We start from the raw sequence: 17,918 nt of genomic DNA on the forward strand, positions 1-17,918 counted from the left end.
CAGCCCCCCGTGCTCCGGGTCCCGCCACGTTCCGCGGGGTGGCCGGGCGGTGAGTACGGCGACGTTCCACGCGCGGGGAGCGGGCCGGGCCCGTCGTCCTCAGGACGAGATCGCCAGGACGGGGACGCGTCGACGTCCTCGCCCCCGACGAGGCGTCAGCCGAGTGCCTCCGACACCGCCGCGCGCGCCGAGGCGGCGTCGGAGGCGGTGAGCGCGAGGTCCGCGAGGCGCCTGCAGTCGTCGAGCGTGTGGGCGGCCAATGACGCCCGCACCTCCCCCAGCCGGCCGGGGGCCGCCGACAGGCTCGTCACGCCCAATCCCGTCAGGACGAGGGCGAGCGTCGGGTCGGCCGCGGCCTCGCCGCACACCCCGACCGGACGGCCGTGCCGGGCGCCCTCGCGCGCCGTCGTGCCCACCAGGTCCAGCAGGGCCGGTTGCCAGGGGTCCAGCAGTTCGGCGAGGGAGCCGAGGGTCCGGTCGGCCGCGAAGGTGTACTGGGCGAGGTCGTTGGTGCCGATGCTGAGGAAGTCGCACGCCCGCGCCAGCTCTCCGGAGCGCAGGGCCGCCGCGGGCACCTCCACCATGGAACCCGCCACCGGAAGGCCGTGGGCACGCACCCGTGCGGCGAAGTCCGCGGCCTCGCGCGGCAGCGACACCATGGGCGCCATCACCCACACCTCGGCCCCGCTGCCGTCGGCGGCCCGGGCGACGGCGGCCAGTTGGGTCTCCAGCAACCGCGGATCGCGCACGGTGGCCCGCAGTCCACGCACCCCCAGGGCCGGGTTCTGCTCGTCGGCGGCGGTGACGAACGGCAGCGGCTTGTCGGCCCCCGCGTCCAGGGTCCGCACGACGACGCGGCGCCCGGCGAAGGCGGTGAAGACCTCGCGGTAGGCGGCGGTCTGTTCCTCCAGGCCCGGTGCCTCGGCGCGGTCGAGGAAGAGGAACTCGGTGCGGAACAGACCCACGCCCTCGCTGTCGGCCGCCGCCGCGTCCGGGAGTTCACCGAGCCCGCCCAGGTTGACCAGCAGCTTCACCGGCCGGCCGTCGGCGGTGCGGCCGGGCCCGTGGGCCCGTGCCACCCGCTCGCGACGGCGCCTGTCCCCTTCGGCCGCCTCGGCTACGGCCTCGGGACTCGGGTCGGTCCGGACGGTGCCGGCGGCTCCGTCGACGAGCACCTCGCGGCCGTCGGCCAGGTCGGCCGCGCCGGCGCAGCCGACCACGGCGGGCAGCCCGAGCGTCCTGGCCAGGATGGCGGTGTGGCTGGTGGGTCCACCGCGCTCGGTGACCAGGGCCACCACCCGCCGCGGGTCGAGCAGGGCGGTGTCGGCGGGCGCGAGGTCCTCGGCGACCAGGACGTGGGGGTGTCCGGGGTCGGGGAGACCGGGCATGGGCAGGCCCAGCAGTCGGGCGACCGAGCGGTCCCGCAGGTCGTCCAGGTCGGCGACCCGCTCCGCGAAGTAACCGCCGGCCGCCTCCAGTGCGGTGCGGAACTCCCCGAAGGCGACGGCGAGGGCGTGCGCCCCGTCGGTGCCCTCCGCCACCAGCGCCTCGGCCCGGTCGCCCAGTGCGGGGTCGTCGGCCATCAGTGCCTGTGCGGAGAGCACCTCGCTCGCCGTTCCGTCGGTGGCCTCGGCGCGCCGCCTCAGGTCGGTGGCGGTCTCGCGCAGCGCGCGGCGTACCGCCGCGCGCTCGTCCGGGATCCGGTCGGGGGCGACGGTGTGCGGGGCGGGGAGGGCGGGCGGTGCCGCCATGCGGGCGACGGGGCCGACCGCGCTGCCGCCCCCGACCCCGATGCCGATCAGTACCGGTGCCGCCGCGTCCGCGGCGGGAGCCGCCCCGGCGGTCGGCCCGACGATCGGCTCGGCGATCGGCTCGATCGGCTCCGTCACCGCGACTCCTCGGCGTCCAGGTCGCTCGCCAGGAGCCCGGCCAGTTCCTCGACGGCCTCCTCGGCGCCCTCGCCCTCGGCGGTCAGCACCACGGAGTCGCCGTGTCCGGCGCCCAGGGCGAGCACGGAGAGCAGGCTACGGGCGTCGACCGGCGCCTGCCCCTCGCGGGCGATGGTCACCTCGACCGGCCGGCGGGCGGCGGCCTGGACGAACAGCGAGGCCGGGCGGGCGTGCAGTCCGCTGCGGGAGCCTATGACGACGGTGCGCTGGGGCATGGGGATCACTTCCGTTGGGTGGTGGGGAGAACGGCCGGACGCGCGGGGCACGGCGGTGGGCGCCGGCGCGTCCGGCCGGGGTCCGTACGGTCCGGGGCGGGGTCAGGCGGCCACCGGTGCCTTCGACTCGGTCCCGGTGGTCGCGGTCCGCCCGCCGTCCGACGCCTCGCGGCCGCTCTTGAGGAGGACGACCAGGGTGGTGGCGATCACCGTGCCGGCGGCGATCGCCACCAGGTGGAGCAGCGGACCGCCGATCAGCGGCACCACGAAGACGCCGCCGTGCGGAGCGCGCAGAGTGGCGCCGAAGGCCATGGACAGGGCTCCGGTGACCGCGCCGCCGGCCATCACGGACGGGATGACCCGCAGCGGGTCGGCGGCGGCGAAGGGGATGGCGCCCTCGGTGATGAACGAGGCGCCCAGCACCCAGGCCGCCTTGCCGTTCTCCCGCTCGGTCCGGGTGAACAACCTGCCGCGCACCGTCGTGGCCAGCGCCATCGCCAGCGGCGGCACCATGCCGGCGGCCATCACGGCGGCCATCACCTTCAGGCTGCCGTCGTTGGGCGTGGTCAGGCCGCCGACGGCGAAGGCGTAGGCCACCTTGTTGAGGGGGCCGCCCAGGTCGAAGCACATCATCAGGCCGAGCACGGCGCCCAGGACGGCCGCGTTGGAGCCGGACAGACCGCTCAACCAGTCGGTGAGCGCCTTCTGGAGGGCGGCGATCGGCTCGCCGACCACCACGAACATCAGGAAGCCGACGGCCGCCGAGCCCAGGAGCGGGATCACCAGGACGGGCATGATGCCGCGCAGGGTCGCCGGGATCTCGACCCGCTGGATCGCCATCACCACGCCGCCCGCGATCAGACCGGCGACGAGGCCGCCGAGGAAGCCCGCCTCGACGGTGACGGCGACGGCGCCGCCGACGAATCCGGGTACCAGTCCGGGGCGGTCGGCCATGCCGTAGGCGATGTACCCGGCGAGGACGGGCACGAGGAAGCCGAAGGCGGCGCCGCCGACCTGGTTGAGCAGGGCGGCCCAGCTCTCGGTCTCGGTCCACACGAAGTGCTCGGCCACGGACTCCGCGTTCGCGATCTCGTAGCCGCCGAGCGCGAAGGAGAGGGCGATGAGCAGACCGCCCGCGGCGACGAACGGGACCATGTAGCTCACGCCGCTCATCAGGTAGCGGCGCAGCCGGGAACCGAAGCCCTCGCCGGACCCGGGGGTGTGGTCACCGGCTCGGTCGTCGGCGTCGCCGGCGCCGTCCGCGCCGGCGGCGGGTGCGGTCTCGCCGCGGGCCGCCTTGGCCCGTACCTGTTCGATCAGTTCGGCGGGCCGGTTGACGGCGGTCTTCACCCCGACGTCGACGGTGGGCTTGCCCGCGAAGCGGGCCCGTTCCCGCACCTCCACGTCGTGCGCGAGGATCACACCGTCGGCCGCGGCGATCGTCTCCGGGGCCAGCCGGGTGAACCCGGCCGACCCCTGGGTCTCGACGACCACCTCGACACCGGCCTCCCGTCCGGCCCGTTCCAGGGCCTCGGCCGCCATGTAGGTGTGGGCGATGCCGGTCGGGCAGGAGGTGACGGCGACGATCCGGAAGGGTGCGGCGGGGGGTTCGTCCGCCGGCTCCTCCCCGGGCCGCTCCCGCTCCTCCCCCGGCGCCGTCCCGGCGTCGGCGGGCGCCTCCGCGGTGCCCCCTTCACCGGGAGGTCCGGCGGGTGGCTCGTCGCCGCGCACCAGGGCGGCCGCGGCCGCCGCGTCGCCGGCGGCGCGCAGCGTGGCCGTGAAGTCCTCGTCGGCCAGTCGGCGGGCCAGGGCGGAGAGGATCGTCAGGTGGTCGGAGTGCGCTCCGGCCGGTGCGGCGATCAGGAAGACCAGGTCGGCCGGGCGGCCGTCCGGGGCGCCGAAATCGATGCCGGTGCCGCTGCGTCCGAAGGCCAGGGTCGGCTCCGTGACGTGTTCGCTGCGGCAGTGCGGGATGGCGATGCCGCCCTCCAGACCGGTCGGCATCTGCGCCTCGCGCGCGGCCACGTCGGCGAGGAGGCCGTCGAGGTCGGTGACGCGTCCGACCCCGGCCATCCGCTCGGCGAGCGACCGCACGGCCGCTTCCCTGGTGTCGGCGGACAGGTCGAGGTCGACCAGTTCCGCGGTGATCAACTCACTCATCACGCGGCTCCTTGCTCGCGTACCGCCCGGTGGGCGGAGGGGTTCGGGAGGTGGGGGCCCCGGTGGGCCCGCCGGATCGGCGGAAACGGGCGGTGGCGGGGGCTCACGGCGCCGGTTCCGTCAGGGCGCGGTCGAGGGGGACGTCCGCGGTGGTGGTGACCGCCGCCGGGTCCAGGTCGGCCGGGGTCGGCATGGCGCTGCCGGGCAGTTGCACGGCGGCGGCGCCGTGGGCGACGGCCGCCGCGAGCGCTCCGGGCCCGGCGCCCCCGGCGGCCAGGAAGCCCGCCAGTGAGGCGTCGCCCGCGCCGACGTCGCTGCGCACCGCGGCGACCGGGGCGCGACCGAAGTGCGCGCCGTCGTCGTCGACCAGGAGTTGGCCGTCGGCCCCGAGGCTGGCCAGGACCGCCCGGGCACCGCGTTCGCGCAGTTCCTCGGCGGCCTTGACGGCGTCGCCGACCGTGGTCAGGGGACGCCCGACGACCTCGGCGAGTTCCGCCGCGTTCGGCTTGACCACGTCCGGCCGCTCCTCCAGCGCCGCGGCCAGGGCGGCTCCGGAGGTGTCCAGGGCGATCCGTGCTCCGGCCCGGTGGGCGCGGCGGACCAGTTCGGCGTACCACCGGGGCCGCAGCCCGCGCGGGAGGCTGCCGCAGCAGGCGATCCAGTCGACACCGGACGAACGCGTCCGCACGGCCTCCAGCAGCGCCTCGGCCTCGGCGGGGGTGAGTTCGGGGCCGGGGGCGTTGACCTTGGTGAGCGTTCCGTCGGGTTCGACCAGGGTGATGTTGACCCGGGTGGAACCGGCGATCGGGACGCCCACCGCCTCGATGCCGCGTTCGCCGAGCAGTCGGGCGAGCACCTCGCCCTCCGGTCCGCCGAGCGGGACGATCGCGACCGTTCGACGGCCGGCCGCCGCGACGGCACGGGAGACGTTGACGCCCTTGCCGCCGGGATCGACCCGGTCGGCTCCGGCCCGCAGGACCGTGCCGCGCCGGAGGACCGGCAGTTCGTAGGCGCGGTCCAGGCTCGGGTTGGGGGTGACGGTGAGGATCATGCGCGCACCACCCGCGTGCCCCGGCGCTCGATGGCGCGGGCGTCATCGGCGTCCAGTCCGGTGTCGGTGACGAGCAGGTCGACGTCGGAGAGGTCGGCGAAGCGGGCGAAGTGCTCCTGCCCGAACTTGCCGGAGTCGGCGAGCAGGACGACCCGCCGGGCGGCCGCGACGGCGGCGCGTTTGACGGCGGCCTCCGCCAGGTCGGGAGTGGTCAGGCCGCCGTCGGGTGAGAAGCCGTTGGTGGCGAGGAAGAGCACGTCGGCGTTGATCTCGCCGTAGGCGCGCAGGGCCCAGGAGTCCACGGCGGCCCGGGTGCGGTGCCGGACGCGGCCGCCGACGAGGTGGAGCGCGATGCCGGGATGGTCGGCGAGCCGGGCGGCGACGGGCAGCGCGTGGGTGACGACGGTGAGGACGGAGTCCACGGGGATGCCGGCGGCGAAGCGGGCGATGGTGGTGCCCGCGTCGAGGATCACGCTTCCGTCGAGGGGGAGTTCGGCCAGCGCGGCGCGTGCGACGCGTTCCTTCTCGTCGGTGGCGACGGCGTCGCGCTCGACGACGTCGGGCTCGAAGTCGAGGCGGCCGACGGGGATGGCGCCCCCGTGGACACGGCGGACCAGTCCGGCGCGGTCGAGGACCTTCAGATCGCGCCGCACGGTCTCGGCGGTCACCCGGAACTCCTCGGCCAGGGTCGGCACGTCGACCCGTCCGCTCTCGCGGGCCATGCGCAGGATCTCCTGCTGACGCTCCGCTGCATACATGTGGTTTCGTGTCCGTTTCATGCCCGGTCTTGTTGGCGTGCCGCCATGTTAGGGGCGAGTGACCAGGAAGTAAACAGGGACGGGCATTCATTCGGGCAGGAACGGACACCACCGTCACCGCCGTCACCGCCGTCACCGCCGTCACCGCCGAGCGGGAGCGGACCCACCGGAGCCGCACCGGAAGTCCGGCCTCGGGGAACACCGGTACAGCGGTTGACGGTGAGAAGGATCATGGTCGGCTAGCACACCGGTCGGAGGCTCCGCTCGGGTTCGCAGGAAGATCGCCGGGCGGTTCCCGGGCCGGCTACGGTCCGCTTCGTGCCGGTTGAGTCTCCGACTGATGAACAGACCGAGGCGTACAGGAAGTTCGCCGAGGAGCCGGCCCGCCTCATGCTGGAGCGATTCTTCTTCCTGGACGACGTCGACCGCGACCTGATCGCGCTGCGCCGCTCCTCACACCACCAGCTCGGCTTCGCGCTCCGGATGTGCACCGTGCGCTACATCGGCCGGTTCCTCCCGGACGACCCGCTCGATGCGCCGTGGCCGGTGGTCGATCACCTGGTCGCGCGGCTCGACATCGAAGATGCGTCGGTGGTCAAGCGGTACGCCGAGGGCCGAAGACGGCGTACGAGCACGCGTGGGGGATCCGGGACGCCTACGAGTACCAACGGACCCGGTGCTTCTCGGGGACCTGGTGGCGACGCTGAAGACGCCGGAGGGCTCGCGGTTCTCGGAGCTGGGGTTGGTCGAGGAGCACGGCGCGGACCTGGACGTGGCCGCACTGTGGGCGGCGCTGGGGGAAGTCCCCCGCACGCCGCCGTGATGACCACCGCTGTCACGGTGGTCTCGCTGGTGCCCGAGCCGGCCCGCGACGGCGTGGACCCGAACAAGGTGATCACACAGTGGCCGGACATGCTGAAGGTCGCCGGTTCCCTGGTCACCGACCAGGTTCCCGCCTACGGCCTGCTGCGCGTGTTCGGACGCGAGGGGCGCCCTACCCCGCTGGGTGCGGCGTTCGCCGAGTACGGGCGGATCGCCAAGACCGAACACCTGCTGCGCGTGGTCGGCCCGGTCGACGACACCTGCCGGCGGCAGACGAACCGGCAGCTCACCGTGCAAGGGCCCCGTCACAAGCCGGCCCGGGACGGGCGCCACGGCAAGCGCGGCACCATCCACCAGGCACACCGGGACGGAATGGAGGACCAGCTCGGTACGCTCGGCCCGGTCCTCAACACCATCGTGCCGTGGACCACGAAGTACATCGACGCCGCCGGCGCCCTGAGCCCGCTGCGTGACCCGGACGCCCCAGAACTGGACGGAGACGACGGCGGGCAGGAGTGGGTATCGGGGGCCGATCGGATCAGTCCGTGACGGGCAGGCACTCGGCGAGCAGGGCGACGATGTCACGCCAGGCTCGCTGTGCGTGCCGTGGGTGGTAGCCGACGCCGGGAGGCACGGTGTGGTCGACCGGTGGGTGGTGAAAGGCGTGAAGGGCTCCTCCGTAGACCACGAGGCGCCAGTCGACGCCCGCGGCCTGCATCTCTGTGGTGAACGCCTCCCGTTGCGCGGGCGGCATGATCGGGTCTTCCGACCCGACCCCGGCCCATACCGGGCAGCGAATGCGTGCCGCCTCGCCCGGTCGGCCCGTGGTGGTTGCGTTGACTGTCCCGATCGCGCGCAGGTCGACGCCATCACGACCGAGTTCCAGTGCGACTGCGCCCCCGGTGCCGTAGCCGACGGCGGCGATCCGGTCGGGGTCGGCCCGTGATTCGGCACGCAACACGTTGAGCGCGGCGTGGCCGATTCCTCGCATGCGGTCGGGATCGGCGAGCAGCGGCATGCAACGGGCCAACATTTCCTCTGGGTCTTCCAAATAGCGTCCGCCGTGGAGGTCGAAGGCCAGCGCCACGTACCCCAGCTCGGCCAGAGCCTCGGCCCGCCGGCGCTCGACATCGCTGAGCCCCATCCCCTCGGGTCCGATCAGGACTGCGGGCCGGCGCTCGGCATCGGCCGGGAGCGCGAGGTGTCCGATCATTGTCAGGTTGTCGGCCGGGTATTCGACCGTACGGGTCGTGACCGTCGTCATGCGGCTGGACGGTAATGACCGTCGCGCCCGCTCGGGGTGGTGTTCACCGACGGCAGACAGCAGTCCGTCCCGACTACATCACCCGGCCGCGTCGGCCGCCTGCCGTCAAACGATCGAATGACGACAGTTCCGACCGGCGTCCAATGGACCCGGTGTTTCCGGGGCCTGACGGCGACTTGGATCCAATGAGATCCGATGACGACCGACGACAGGGCCGGATGGCACCCAAGGTCCGATGCGTCGGCAGAAGCGGGGGAACAGCGTGGCCAATCTCGTCTGCAAGCGGGTGTCGACCGACCAGCAGTCGACCGCCCGGCAGGATCTCGTCCTCGTCGAGGCCGAGATCGAAGATCCCCTGGTGTTCGAGGAAGAGGCGGGCACCTCCAACCGCCTCCACCCCTCCAGCACCCGAAGTTCGGCGAGCTGCTCACCTACGCGTGGCCGGGCGACACCGTGCGCGTCTCCGAGATGCTCCGCCTTCTGCGCGGCAATCAGCACATCCTCGACGTGCCCGGCAAGATCGCCGACTTCCTCCGCGCAACCGAGCTGGAGCCCGCCGAGCAGGCCGCCTTCGACCAGGGGGTGCCCGTACGGCGCGACCAGGGCGTCCCGGCGGGGGCGTGCTTCAGGGCGTCAGGGCGTCAGGATGTCCAGCTCCCGGAGGGCGCCCACCGTGATCTCACGGGTCAGCCGCTCGGCGCGGACGGCGTCGCCTTCCCGAACCGCCTCGGCGACCCGCACATGGAGGGTGACGGCCGCCGGAGCGGGGTCGTCGAACATCACCCGGTGGTGGGTGCGTCCGGCCAGCACCTCGGCGACGAGGTCGCCCAGCTGCGCGAACATCTCGTTCGCCGAGGCGTTCAGCACGATCCGGTGGAAGGCGACGTCGTGGACGAGGTACTCCTCCAGCCGCCCGCCCCGGGAGGTGGCGACCATGCCGAGGGCACGCTCGGTGAGCTCCGCGCACTGCTCCGGGGTGGCGTTGCGCGCGGCCAGCCCCGCGGCGACGGGCTCGACCGCCGAACGCAGCACGGTGAGGGAACGCAACTGGCGGGGGCGGTCGGAGCCGGCCAGGCGCCACCTGATGACCTGGGGGTCGTAGACGTTCCACTCCGCCGCGGGGCGCACGGTCACACCCACTCGACGGCGGGACTCCACCAGGCGCATCGACTCCAGCACCCGGACCGCCTCGCGCATCACCGGGCGCGACACCCCGAGGCTCTCGGCCAGCTCGTCGGTGCGCAGCACACTTCCGGGCGGATGCTCACCGGCGGTGATGGCGAGCCCGAGGATGTCCAGTACACGGGCGTGCTGCCCCCGGGCCGCTGCGGTCATGGCACCAGCCTACGCAGCCACCCCTCGACTCAAAAGTCAGACTACTTTCCTGGCCTCTCTTGATTTCATCTGACCTTTGAGCTTCAGTGTCGTGTCATGCAGATGTCGACGGAGACAGCGAGGCACCGATGAGCACCCCCCACGTCGTCGTGGTCATGGGCGTGGCGGGCACTGGCAAGACCACGATCGGTCCCCTGCTCGCGGACCGGCTCGGCGTTCCGTACGCGGAGGCCGACGACTTCCACCCCGCCGCCAACATCGCCAAGATGTCGGCCGGCGTCCCCCTGACCGACGAGGACCGCCGGCCCTGGCTGGAGGCCATCGGCGCCTGGGCGCGGAACAGGGAGGGCGGCGGCGGGGTGGTGAGTTGCTCGGCGTTGAAGCGGGAGTACCGGGATCTGCTGCGGGCCGCCGCACCGGAACTGCTCTTCGTCCACCTCACCGGCGATCGACGGCTCATCGAGGAGCGCATGGCACGCCGCCAGGGCCACTTCATGCCCACGGCCCTGTTGGACTCGCAGTTCGCGACGCTCCAGCCGCTGGAAGCGGACGAGAACGGTCTCCCCGTCGACGTCTCCGGCAGCCCGGAGGAGATCACCGAACGGGCCGCCGCGGCCCTTCGCGACCACGGCCGACGGCAGCCGGTTCCGTAGACGCCCCGGGCGGTGCCCGTCCGCTCCTCCGGCGCGCCCCGCTCCCTTCCGTCACGCGCGGGCGCCGCTCCACGGGCCCCGGCCCAGCAGCTCGGCCACCCGGGCGGTGGCGGTACCCAGACCGGTGGGCCCGTGGGAGGTGCGCGGCGGCACGGTCACGGGACGGCGCAGCTCGGCCTCGTCGTAGCGGCGGCAGCCGCGGTGCCAGATGAGGACCCCGGCCAGCCAGCGTTTGAGTTCCTCCACGTGGTCGGTGAGCGCGGCACGGGCCCCGGCGTCGAGGCCCGACTCCTCGCACATCTGCGGCAGTTCGACGGCGACCACGCGCTCGAACTCGCGCATACGGGAGTTCACCAGGTCACCGACGATCTCCAGGGCCTCCGCGACACCGCAGCCGAAGAAGTCCTGCACGACGAGCACGCAGTTGTGGATCTCGCCTTCGAACTCGATCTCCTTGCGGTAGGAGATCAGGTCGTTGAGCAGGGCCGCGTAGTCGCTCGCCGCGTTCTGCATCGCCTGGACCGGCCTGGTCCGGAACACCTCGGGCGGCACCGCCCCGCCGTGGGAGAGCCGGGAGAGGGACATGATGAACTCCGCGCCGAAGGTCTTGCGGCGCATCTCGACGTAGTCCACCGGGTCGGGAACACGGTTCTGCCACTGGTTGGCGAGTTCCCACAGCCAGCTTCCGGTCATCTCCTCGATGGTGCGGCGGAAGGCGCGGCGCGCGTCCGGCGTCATCGGGCTCGCCGAGCGGGCCCACAGGTCCGCCAGGCCCCGCTCCAGCGCGTTCGTCGGGACGGGGGTGGTGTCGGACCCCACCGGCATGAAGTCCTTCAGCCGCTCGGTGAGCGCCTTGGCTCCGACCGCGTCGAAGGTGCGCCCGAAGACGGTGGGGTAGTAGTCGTCCCCGTAGGTGCCCCAGGTGAGCCAGCCCGTGGTCAGGTCGAGTTCCTCCAAGGTGGCGTCCGGGTGGATGGCGGCCGAGCAGAGGGCGAGGTCGAAGGCCCGTAGTTTGTGCTCGTCCCAGATGCCGCAGTCGGAGGTGCCGGGCGGCGCGTCGATCACCCCCGTGCGGCGCGCCCACCCCACGACGCGCTCGCGGGCGGCGTCCAGGTGAGGGCTGAGTCGGGTGGTGTACGGCATGCGCAGCTCCGGGATCCGTACCGGTCCCACCTCCTGGTACGGCGGGTGCGTGTGGCGCCCGATCCGGGCCGGCGCCGTGGCCGCCAGCGAGGCGGCGATGCGGGCCGCGGAGGTGCCGAGGCCGGTGGGCCCGCCGGGCAGGCCGGTGCCCGCCGGACGGCCCGTGCCGCCGTCGTTCATGTAGCGGCTGGAGCGCATGTGCCACTCGTGGCCGCCGGACTGCCAGTCCTGGAGCCCCTTGACGTACGCCAACACGTCCGCGCAGGACCTCGGGTCCAGACCGTGCTCGGCGAACAGCGGCGGCAGTTCGGTGAGGGCGGTGTGCTCGAACTGGTGCAGCCGGGAGGTGATCAGGTCGTTGACGGCGTCGGCCGCCTGTTGGGTGCCGCGGCCCAGGAACCTCTCGAAGACCAGGACGCCGTTGGAGAGTTCGCCCTCGTCCTCGACCTCGCGTTGGTAGGAGAAGAGGTCGTTGCGCAGGTGCACGGCGTCGGCGAAGGCGTCCCGCAGCACCCTCATCGGCCGGCTCCCCGCGACGGCTTCGGGCACCTCGGCCCCCACGGAGTACTCCACCAGGCCGGCGGACCAGGGCGCACCGCCGACCTTGCGGCGCATCTCGATGTACTCCAGGGGGTTGGCGACCCGGCCCGCGCTGATGTTGGCCAGCTCCCACATGCTCTCTTCCAGCAGGTTCCGCGTGGTCTCGGCGAACCGCCGGCGCCAGCCGTGCGACATGGCCGGGACGGTGCGGGCCCACAGGTCGGCCAGGCCCCGCTCCACCGCGTTCTCCGGTTCGGCGGAGACCGTCGCTCCCGGCTCCACCGGCATGAAGACGCGCAGTCGGTCGAGGTAGGCCCTGGCCCCGGCCGAGTCCCGGGTGCGCTTGAAGCTCTCCAGGAAGTCGTCGTCGAAGAAGAACACCCAGACGTACCAGTCGGTCACCGTGGCGAGTTCCCCGGCCGGTGCGTCCGGGTGGGTGTAGGCGCACAGCAGGGCGTAGTCGTGGGAGTCGTAGTCGTCCTCGTCCCAGACGCCCGACCCTTCGATCATCCCCATTCGCCGGGCCCACTCCTTGGAGTGTTCCCGCGCCACTTCCAGATGGGGGTTCAGCCGCGCCGGGTAGGGCTCGTAGAACTCCGGCAGTGCGAAGGGCCGCGCCATCCGCGTCTCCCCTTTCTCCTGTGGTTTCCCCGTGTGGTGCCCTCGTGGGGGGCGGGCCCCCGCGTCCTCAGTCCCGTCCGCGGGAGATCTCGACGTTCTCCAGGACGCCGAGCGCGTCGGGCACCAGGACGGCGGCCGAGTAGTAGGTGGTCACGAGATAGGAGATGATCGCCTTGTCGTCGATGCCCATGAACCGGACGGACAGGCCGGGTTCGTACTCGTCGGGCAGCCCGGTGTGGTGGAGGCCGATCACGCCCTGGTCCTCCTCCCCGGTCCGCACGACGATGACGGAGCTGGTGCGCTCCTTGGTGACGGGGATCTTGTTGCAGGGCAGGATGGGCACGCCCCGCCAGGCGGGGACGTGGTTGCCGAACAGGTCCACGTGGTCGGGGTAGATGCCGCGGGCGTTCATCTCGCGGCCGATGGCGGCGATGGTGCGCGGGTGGGCGAAGAAGAACCTCGACCCCCGGCGGCGGCTGAGCAGTTCGTCGAGGTCGTCCGGGGTGGGCGGGCCGGAGTGGGCCTGGATCCGCTGGTCGTAGTCGGCGTTGTGGAGCAGCCCGAAGTCGCGGTTGTTGATCAGCTCGTGCTCCTGCCGCTCGCGCAGGGCCTCGATGGTCAGCCGCAGCTGCTGCTCGGTCTGGTTCATCGGCTTGTTGTAGAGGTCCGCGACCCTGCTGTGCACCCGTAGCACGGTCTGGGCGACGCTGAGTTCGTACTCGCGCGGGTCGAGTTCGTAGTCCACGAACGTGCCGGGCAGGTCGGGTTCCCCGCTGTGGCCGGAGGCGACGGCGATGTCCGCCTCGCCTCGGTCGTTCTGCCGCTTGCCGGGCAGGGCGGCGAACGCCTCCACGTGCTCCCGCAGGGCGGGCGTGCTCGCCATCAGCGAGGCGAACTCCCTGCGCGGCAGGGTCAGCAGCGTGCCGGCGGTGATCGCCTTGAGCGTGCACTCCCAGGTGGCGTCGGCGTCGAGCAGGCTCTGTTCGCCGAAGTGGTCGCCGTCGCCGAGGGTGCCGAGCCGGGTGGGTTCCCCGTACGCCCCGCTGCCGGTCTTCTGCACCTTGCCGTGCGCGAGCAGGTGGATGTGGTCGGCCGGCGTGCCCTCCTCGGCGAGCACCTCTCCGGCCTCGAAGTCGCGCTGGGCGAAGCGGCCGGCCAGGGCCGTCAGCACCTCCATGTCCTCGAAACCGCGCAGCACGGCGAGTTCGCCGAGTTCGCGCGGGATCACCTGGACCCGCGAACCGGTCTTGACGAACTCGATGCGCCCGTCCCCGACGGTGTAGGTCAGGCGCCGGTTGACCCGGTAGACACCGCCCTCGGTCTGCACCCAGGGCAGGACCCTGAGCAACCACCGGGAGGTGATGCCCTGCATCTGCGGAACGGACTTGGTGGTGGTGGCGAGGTTCCGTGCGGCGGCGGTGCCGAGGCTGAGCTGCTGCCCCTGCTGCGTCCCGCTCCCTGCGTCTACCGACATCGGCCGTGTCTCCCTTGTGTGGTGAGGTGGACCGCCGTGCCGCGGTCGACCGCGTCCGACACCGGGCGCGGGGCTTTGGCGATCGGGCAGCACGCTAGGTCGCCTCGGGAACGGAGAGCGCGGGCTCCGGGTTCTTCTCATCAGATCGGATGCTCTTGAACCGCCGACGTTTAACGATCTCCGGATCAGGGCGAGTCCGCTCCGCTCCCATCGCACCTGACCTGTGGAAACGGTTCTTCAGATGGAACGGCGGCCTTCTCGCGGCCGGACCCGTCCCAAGGGCCTCACGGGGCCAGCTCCAGGGCGTCACACTCGGCGGGGAACATCTCCGCCACCCGCCGCAGGGAGTGCGGGGAGTGGTGGACGACCAGCCTCCGGCCGCGTCCACGTGCGGACCGTGCCGTGGCGGCCAGTGCCGCCACGGCGGCGGTGTCCAGGAAGTCCGCCCCCGACAGGTCCAGGTGCAGCACCGGGCCCGGCAACCGGACGAGCGCGGCGAGCGCCCCCTCCAGCACGGCACGTGTGTCGGCGTCCGCGCCGCCGCGCAGACACAGGCCCACCCGGTCGCCCAGGGGCGTGACGGCCAGCGGTGGCTCGGCGTCCGCCGCGGGCACGGCGTCGAGGGCCCGTCCGTCGGGGGCCGGACGCCGAACGTGGGCACCGATCAACAGGGCCGTGGTGTCCTCGGGGACGACCGCACGGTCGTACAGGCACAGCACGGTCAGGGGCAACCGCGCGAACACCTCGAAGTCCAGGCGCAGTTCGTACTCGAGGACACGCTCGGCGCCCGGTGTGCCCCGAGCACACCAGGACATCTCGTCGACCGCGGACAACCCGGCGTGGCCGGCGGCCAGGGCGGCGGCGCACGCCCGCTCCCAGAGCTCCACCATCCGGTCGGGGTCGAACGGGAGGTCACGCGGGTGGGACCGGTCCGCCCGCCGTACGACCAGCCGACCGGCATCCGCCGCGGCCCGTGCGTCGACGCCGGCCCGGCAGAGCCGCTCCAGAACCGCCTCCGGGGCGGCGGTGTCCGGCAGGTACAGCACCTGCCGTCCGGCGGCCAGGGCGTCCTGGACGAACCCGACCGTGCTCCGGGCCCACTCGTCCTCACCCGCGTAGGCGCAGCACAGGTGGCCGTCCCCGCCGGTGGGCCGGTCCGTCGTGAAACCGACTGACGCCATCGCGCTCCGCTCCGAGCCGCTTGGTTCCCGAGCCCGGGGAAGTCTCCCCGAGTTCCCCACCGTACAGTCCGCGGTTCCCGTCCCTCGGGGGCGGACCCGACCGGCCATAACCCGGTGTTATGACCAATTGGTATTACCCGACCCGGCGGTCTTCCGGGAATCCTGGTGGCTCCCCACAGGACACACGCGAGCCATCGCGTGTCTTCGGAAACGAGGAGCCTTGCGAATAACCAGGCTGATCCCCACCCTCATCGCCGCCCTGCTCTCCGTACTCGCCCTCGCCCCCACCGCGGCCATGGCCAAGGAGCAGCCGCCCGGCAGCGGCGGCCCCCAGCCGATCATCGGCGGCGGGTACGCGCAGAACGCCCCCTGGGCGGCCCGGCTGTTCTCGGGCGGTCGTGAGACGTGCAGCGCCACGATCATCGCGCCGACCTGGATCCTCACCGCCAAGCACTGTGTCAGCGGCGGCGGGCTGTCGTTCCGCATCGGCAGCCTCGACCAGCACAGCGGCGGCACCGTCGCCAACGGCGTCCAGATCCACAACCACTCCTCCTCGGACCTGTCGCTGGTCCGCCTCGACCGCTCCGTCTCGGCGACCTACGCCCGTCTCGGGCAGCCGGGTTCGGTGTCGGTGGGTCAGAACGTGCAGGTCTACGGCTGGGGCGCCACGTCGCGGTGCGGCTCGGAGGCCAACTGCCAGTCCCGGTACCTGAAGGTCGCCAACGTGACGGTGACCGGTGGGTGCCGTGACGCCTACTACGGTTCGGCGATCTGTGCCCGGCGCGGTGACGGCATCACCGCGGGCGGCGACTCCGGCGGTCCGATGATGGCGAACGGCGTCCAGGTCGGCGTCGCCTCCACCAGCGACCGTCAGACCACCACGGCGTACACGAACGTGACCGCGTACCGCTCCTGGATCCAGTCGGTCGCGGGCGTCTGATCGCTCCCGCCGTCCTCTCCGTCGCCCCCCGTCCGTCCCGTGTGCCGGAAAGGGGGCGACGGGAGCCCCGTGGGGCGGGGCACTCCGCGACCTGACAGCGGAAGTGCCCCGCCCCACGGCACGTTCGTCACCGCGGGCACGGTCGAACACGATGGGCACCGGGCCTTGTGTCGTGGCACCGAGCGCCTTACCGCCTGGCCGTCGTCGTCGCGGAAGCGGCACCGCGGGGCGGCCCCGGTCTCCTGTCTCCGACCCACGCTGCGAAGTGGCCGCCGCCCCCTTCCGCTCTCCCGTCGCTCCGTGTCCGGCCGGTCCGTCAGGTCGAACGAGTGGTCGGCGGAGGACGTGGTGGCGTGCCGGGGCACCGCACGGACGCCGAGGTCGAGTCCGGCCACGTCGACCCCCACGGCGCCTCGGTGGTCGAGGTCTCCTTCACCGGGCTGCTCGACTTCCGCCTGCCGCCGCGGCTCAAGAACATCGGCAGCATCCGCCCGTACCGCCCGAACGGCACCCCGACCGGCCCGGACAAGGAACACGTCGCGACGTCGTTGCTCGCGCCGCACCTGCTCCGGTCCGGTCTCGTACCCGTCGACACGCTGCTGCTCCGGCAGGTCCCGGCCGAGCCGAAGTGGGCCGGGAAGCTCACCACCGAGGACCGGCGCTCCGAGGTGTCCGGCGTGCTGTTCGGAACCGAGTGCCTGGAGATCTTCCAATCGGTCTCGATCGGCGGGGATTTGGAGCGGGCGGTGGTCGCGAACACCCACCGGCGGTACATCTTTCCCTCCACAGCCCGCGCCGACATCGAGGACGCCGCCGCCGGCCTGTTCCGCACCGGGCTGCTCCGCCCGGCACCCGGTCCACAAGAAGCATCCGCCGGCCAAGGACCACCGAGCAGGGGGCTGCACTGGTCGCGCTTCCACGGGCGCAGCCAGGTCCGAGCCCGCCGCTCCCACGACAAACGCCGAGGCCACACCCTCCGGATGCGGTTGCAGTACCGGTCCTTGCCCGGACATTTGCCTCGGTGATACCGTCGATGCGGACAACTGGGGCGGCGTACATTGGGCACGGGGGGCGCTTTGTTCGCATTCTGGCAAATGTTGCGCGAAATACGCGAAGGCGACAATCGCCCGCGACCGGTGAGCCAGGACACGCCCCCGAGTGAGCCATTCCAAGGGCACATCCAACCCGGCACCCACTTCTGATCTCAGTCGATCTTGTCGTAGGGACCCGATCGACTCCATCCCCCAAAGGATGTCGAATTGAAGAAGTTACGCAGTGGACTGCTTGCTCTCGTTCTCTCCCTCGGCCTTGGGATGACAATAGCGACACCCGCGCATGCGGCAAAGCTGGGCCCCAGGCCCAACTGGGGTGCGTGCGGAACGTCAACCAGTGAACAGAAACTGGTCTACCAGTTCGGTAGCTTCCCGTTGAAGTGTGGCAACGCCAGTTGGGGTTACCGCCACATCAAGAACAGGCACTACGACCAGTTCCAAGGCCTGGCCAGGGCGGGCGGGCTCAACTGGAGCGATCTGGTGCATTGGGCCATTCACTACAACGCCACAGACCCCGACCACGTCATCGTCGAGGGGACTGACGGCTGCCGGGACCGGATGCTGTACCTTCACGACCGCAACGGCCGCCTGGTGTGGCAGCAGCGCTTCAAGATGATCTACAGCGCCTACGATGGTCGCGTCATCACCACCTATCCCAGCAGCGCGATCTGTAAGCGGTAACTCACTGTCGGCGGCGGCGCTGCCCACGTGCGAGGCGGGCGACGGTGTTCGTTTCCTCATTGCCACACCTTCTGGACGG

The 17,918-nt window shown here is 72.3% G+C and carries 15 protein-coding genes and 2 pseudogenes; 7 read left to right on the top strand and 10 right to left on the bottom strand.

The genetic code is table 11. The features are described from left to right. Positions 1-155 precede the first annotated feature (155 nt). From ptsP to F0L17_RS01450, 5 genes are all read right to left on the bottom strand, one after another. The gene (ptsP, locus tag F0L17_RS01430) at positions 156-1,802 is read right to left on the bottom strand and encodes a phosphoenolpyruvate--protein phosphotransferase (RefSeq protein WP_155072992.1); all 1,647 of its coding nucleotides are present in this window, start codon (positions 1,800-1,802) and stop codon (positions 156-158) included. 83 nt (positions 1,803-1,885) lie between these two features. Then, positions 1,886-2,164 carry an HPr family phosphocarrier protein gene (locus F0L17_RS01435; protein ID WP_155069392.1) on the bottom strand — a complete coding sequence of 93 codons (279 nt, stop codon included), beginning with the start codon at positions 2,162-2,164 and terminating at the stop codon, positions 1,886-1,888. 102 nt (positions 2,165-2,266) lie between these two features. After that, complete coding sequence (locus F0L17_RS01440) at positions 2,267-4,324, bottom strand: PTS fructose transporter subunit IIABC (protein ID WP_155069393.1); 2,058 nt, start codon at positions 4,322-4,324, stop codon at positions 2,267-2,269. 103 nt (positions 4,325-4,427) lie between these two features. Beyond that, positions 4,428-5,375, bottom strand: coding sequence for a 1-phosphofructokinase (pfkB, locus tag F0L17_RS01445; protein WP_155069394.1), 948 nt, complete (start codon positions 5,373-5,375; stop codon positions 4,428-4,430). After that, positions 5,372-6,133 (bottom strand): DeoR/GlpR family DNA-binding transcription regulator, encoded by a 762-nt coding sequence (locus F0L17_RS01450; RefSeq protein ID WP_155072993.1) that lies wholly within the window; start codon positions 6,131-6,133, stop codon positions 5,372-5,374. The genes pfkB and F0L17_RS01450 overlap by 4 nt, the downstream gene beginning before the upstream one ends. A gap of 318 nt (positions 6,134-6,451) precedes the next feature. Between F0L17_RS01450 and F0L17_RS28490 the strand changes: the two are divergent. The 3 genes and pseudogenes from F0L17_RS28490 to F0L17_RS27330 all read left to right on the top strand — a co-directional run. After that, positions 6,452-6,751, top strand: a pseudogene (locus tag F0L17_RS28490) (DUF4158 domain-containing protein); the annotation flags it as partial. Positions 6,752-6,809: 58 nt separating this feature from the next. Further along, complete coding sequence (locus F0L17_RS27325; protein WP_155069395.1) at positions 6,810-6,956, top strand: hypothetical protein; 147 nt, start codon at positions 6,810-6,812, stop codon at positions 6,954-6,956. A 41-nt stretch (positions 6,957-6,997) separates the two neighbouring features. Continuing rightward, positions 6,998-7,504: pseudogene (locus F0L17_RS27330) on the top strand (Tn3 family transposase); the annotation flags it as partial. Here the strand turns inward: F0L17_RS27330 and F0L17_RS01470 are convergent. Both F0L17_RS01470 and F0L17_RS01475 read right to left on the bottom strand, forming a co-directional pair. After that, on the bottom strand, positions 7,494-8,219 hold the full coding sequence (locus tag F0L17_RS01470; protein WP_155069396.1) for a dienelactone hydrolase family protein: 726 nt from the start codon (positions 8,217-8,219) through the stop codon (positions 7,494-7,496). The pseudogene F0L17_RS27330 and the gene F0L17_RS01470 sit on opposite strands and share 11 nt — an antisense overlap. A gap of 633 nt (positions 8,220-8,852) precedes the next feature. Further along, positions 8,853-9,554: a FadR/GntR family transcriptional regulator gene (locus tag F0L17_RS01475; RefSeq protein WP_155069397.1), complete on the bottom strand. Its 702-nt coding sequence runs from the start codon at positions 9,552-9,554 to the stop codon at positions 8,853-8,855. Between the two features lie 128 nt (positions 9,555-9,682). Here F0L17_RS01475 and F0L17_RS01480 point away from each other — a divergent pair, with 128 nt between their 5' ends. Continuing rightward, positions 9,683-10,207 (top strand): gluconokinase, encoded by a 525-nt coding sequence (locus tag F0L17_RS01480; RefSeq protein ID WP_155069399.1) that lies wholly within the window; start codon positions 9,683-9,685, stop codon positions 10,205-10,207. Positions 10,208-10,258: 51 nt separating this feature from the next. Here the strand turns inward: F0L17_RS01480 and F0L17_RS01485 are convergent, their stop codons facing one another. From F0L17_RS01485 to F0L17_RS01495, 3 genes are all read right to left on the bottom strand, one after another. Next, the gene (locus F0L17_RS01485; RefSeq protein ID WP_155069401.1) at positions 10,259-12,511 is read right to left on the bottom strand and encodes a family 2 encapsulin nanocompartment cargo protein terpene cyclase; all 2,253 of its coding nucleotides are present in this window, start codon (positions 12,509-12,511) and stop codon (positions 10,259-10,261) included. A gap of 67 nt (positions 12,512-12,578) precedes the next feature. Further along, positions 12,579-13,985: a family 2B encapsulin nanocompartment shell protein gene (locus tag F0L17_RS01490; RefSeq protein WP_155069404.1), complete on the bottom strand. Its 1,407-nt coding sequence runs from the start codon at positions 13,983-13,985 to the stop codon at positions 12,579-12,581. 284 nt (positions 13,986-14,269) lie between these two features. Beyond that, a complete protein-coding gene (locus F0L17_RS01495; protein ID WP_155069406.1) occupies positions 14,270-15,166 on the bottom strand; it encodes an MEDS domain-containing protein in 897 nt (298 codons plus the stop codon). 220 nt (positions 15,167-15,386) lie between these two features. On the opposite strand from F0L17_RS01495, the gene F0L17_RS01500 reads away from it, so the two are divergent. The 3 genes from F0L17_RS01500 to F0L17_RS01510 all read left to right on the top strand — a co-directional run bounded on the left by F0L17_RS01500 (position 15,387) and on the right by F0L17_RS01510 (position 17,839). Then, positions 15,387-16,106, top strand: coding sequence for a S1 family peptidase (locus F0L17_RS01500; RefSeq protein WP_162465644.1), 720 nt, complete (start codon positions 15,387-15,389; stop codon positions 16,104-16,106). Positions 16,107-16,459: 353 nt separating this feature from the next. Further along, positions 16,460-17,131, top strand: a complete 672-nt coding sequence (locus F0L17_RS01505; RefSeq protein WP_162465645.1) for a Tn3 family transposase — start codon at positions 16,460-16,462, stop codon at positions 17,129-17,131. A gap of 234 nt (positions 17,132-17,365) precedes the next feature. Next, on the top strand, positions 17,366-17,839 hold the full coding sequence (locus tag F0L17_RS01510; protein WP_155069410.1) for a hypothetical protein: 474 nt from the start codon (positions 17,366-17,368) through the stop codon (positions 17,837-17,839). Positions 17,840-17,918: the final 79 nt, after the last annotated feature.

The sequence above is a fragment of the Streptomyces taklimakanensis genome (assembly GCF_009709575.1).
Lineage (GTDB): Bacteria > Actinomycetota > Actinomycetes > Streptomycetales > Streptomycetaceae > Streptomyces > Streptomyces taklimakanensis.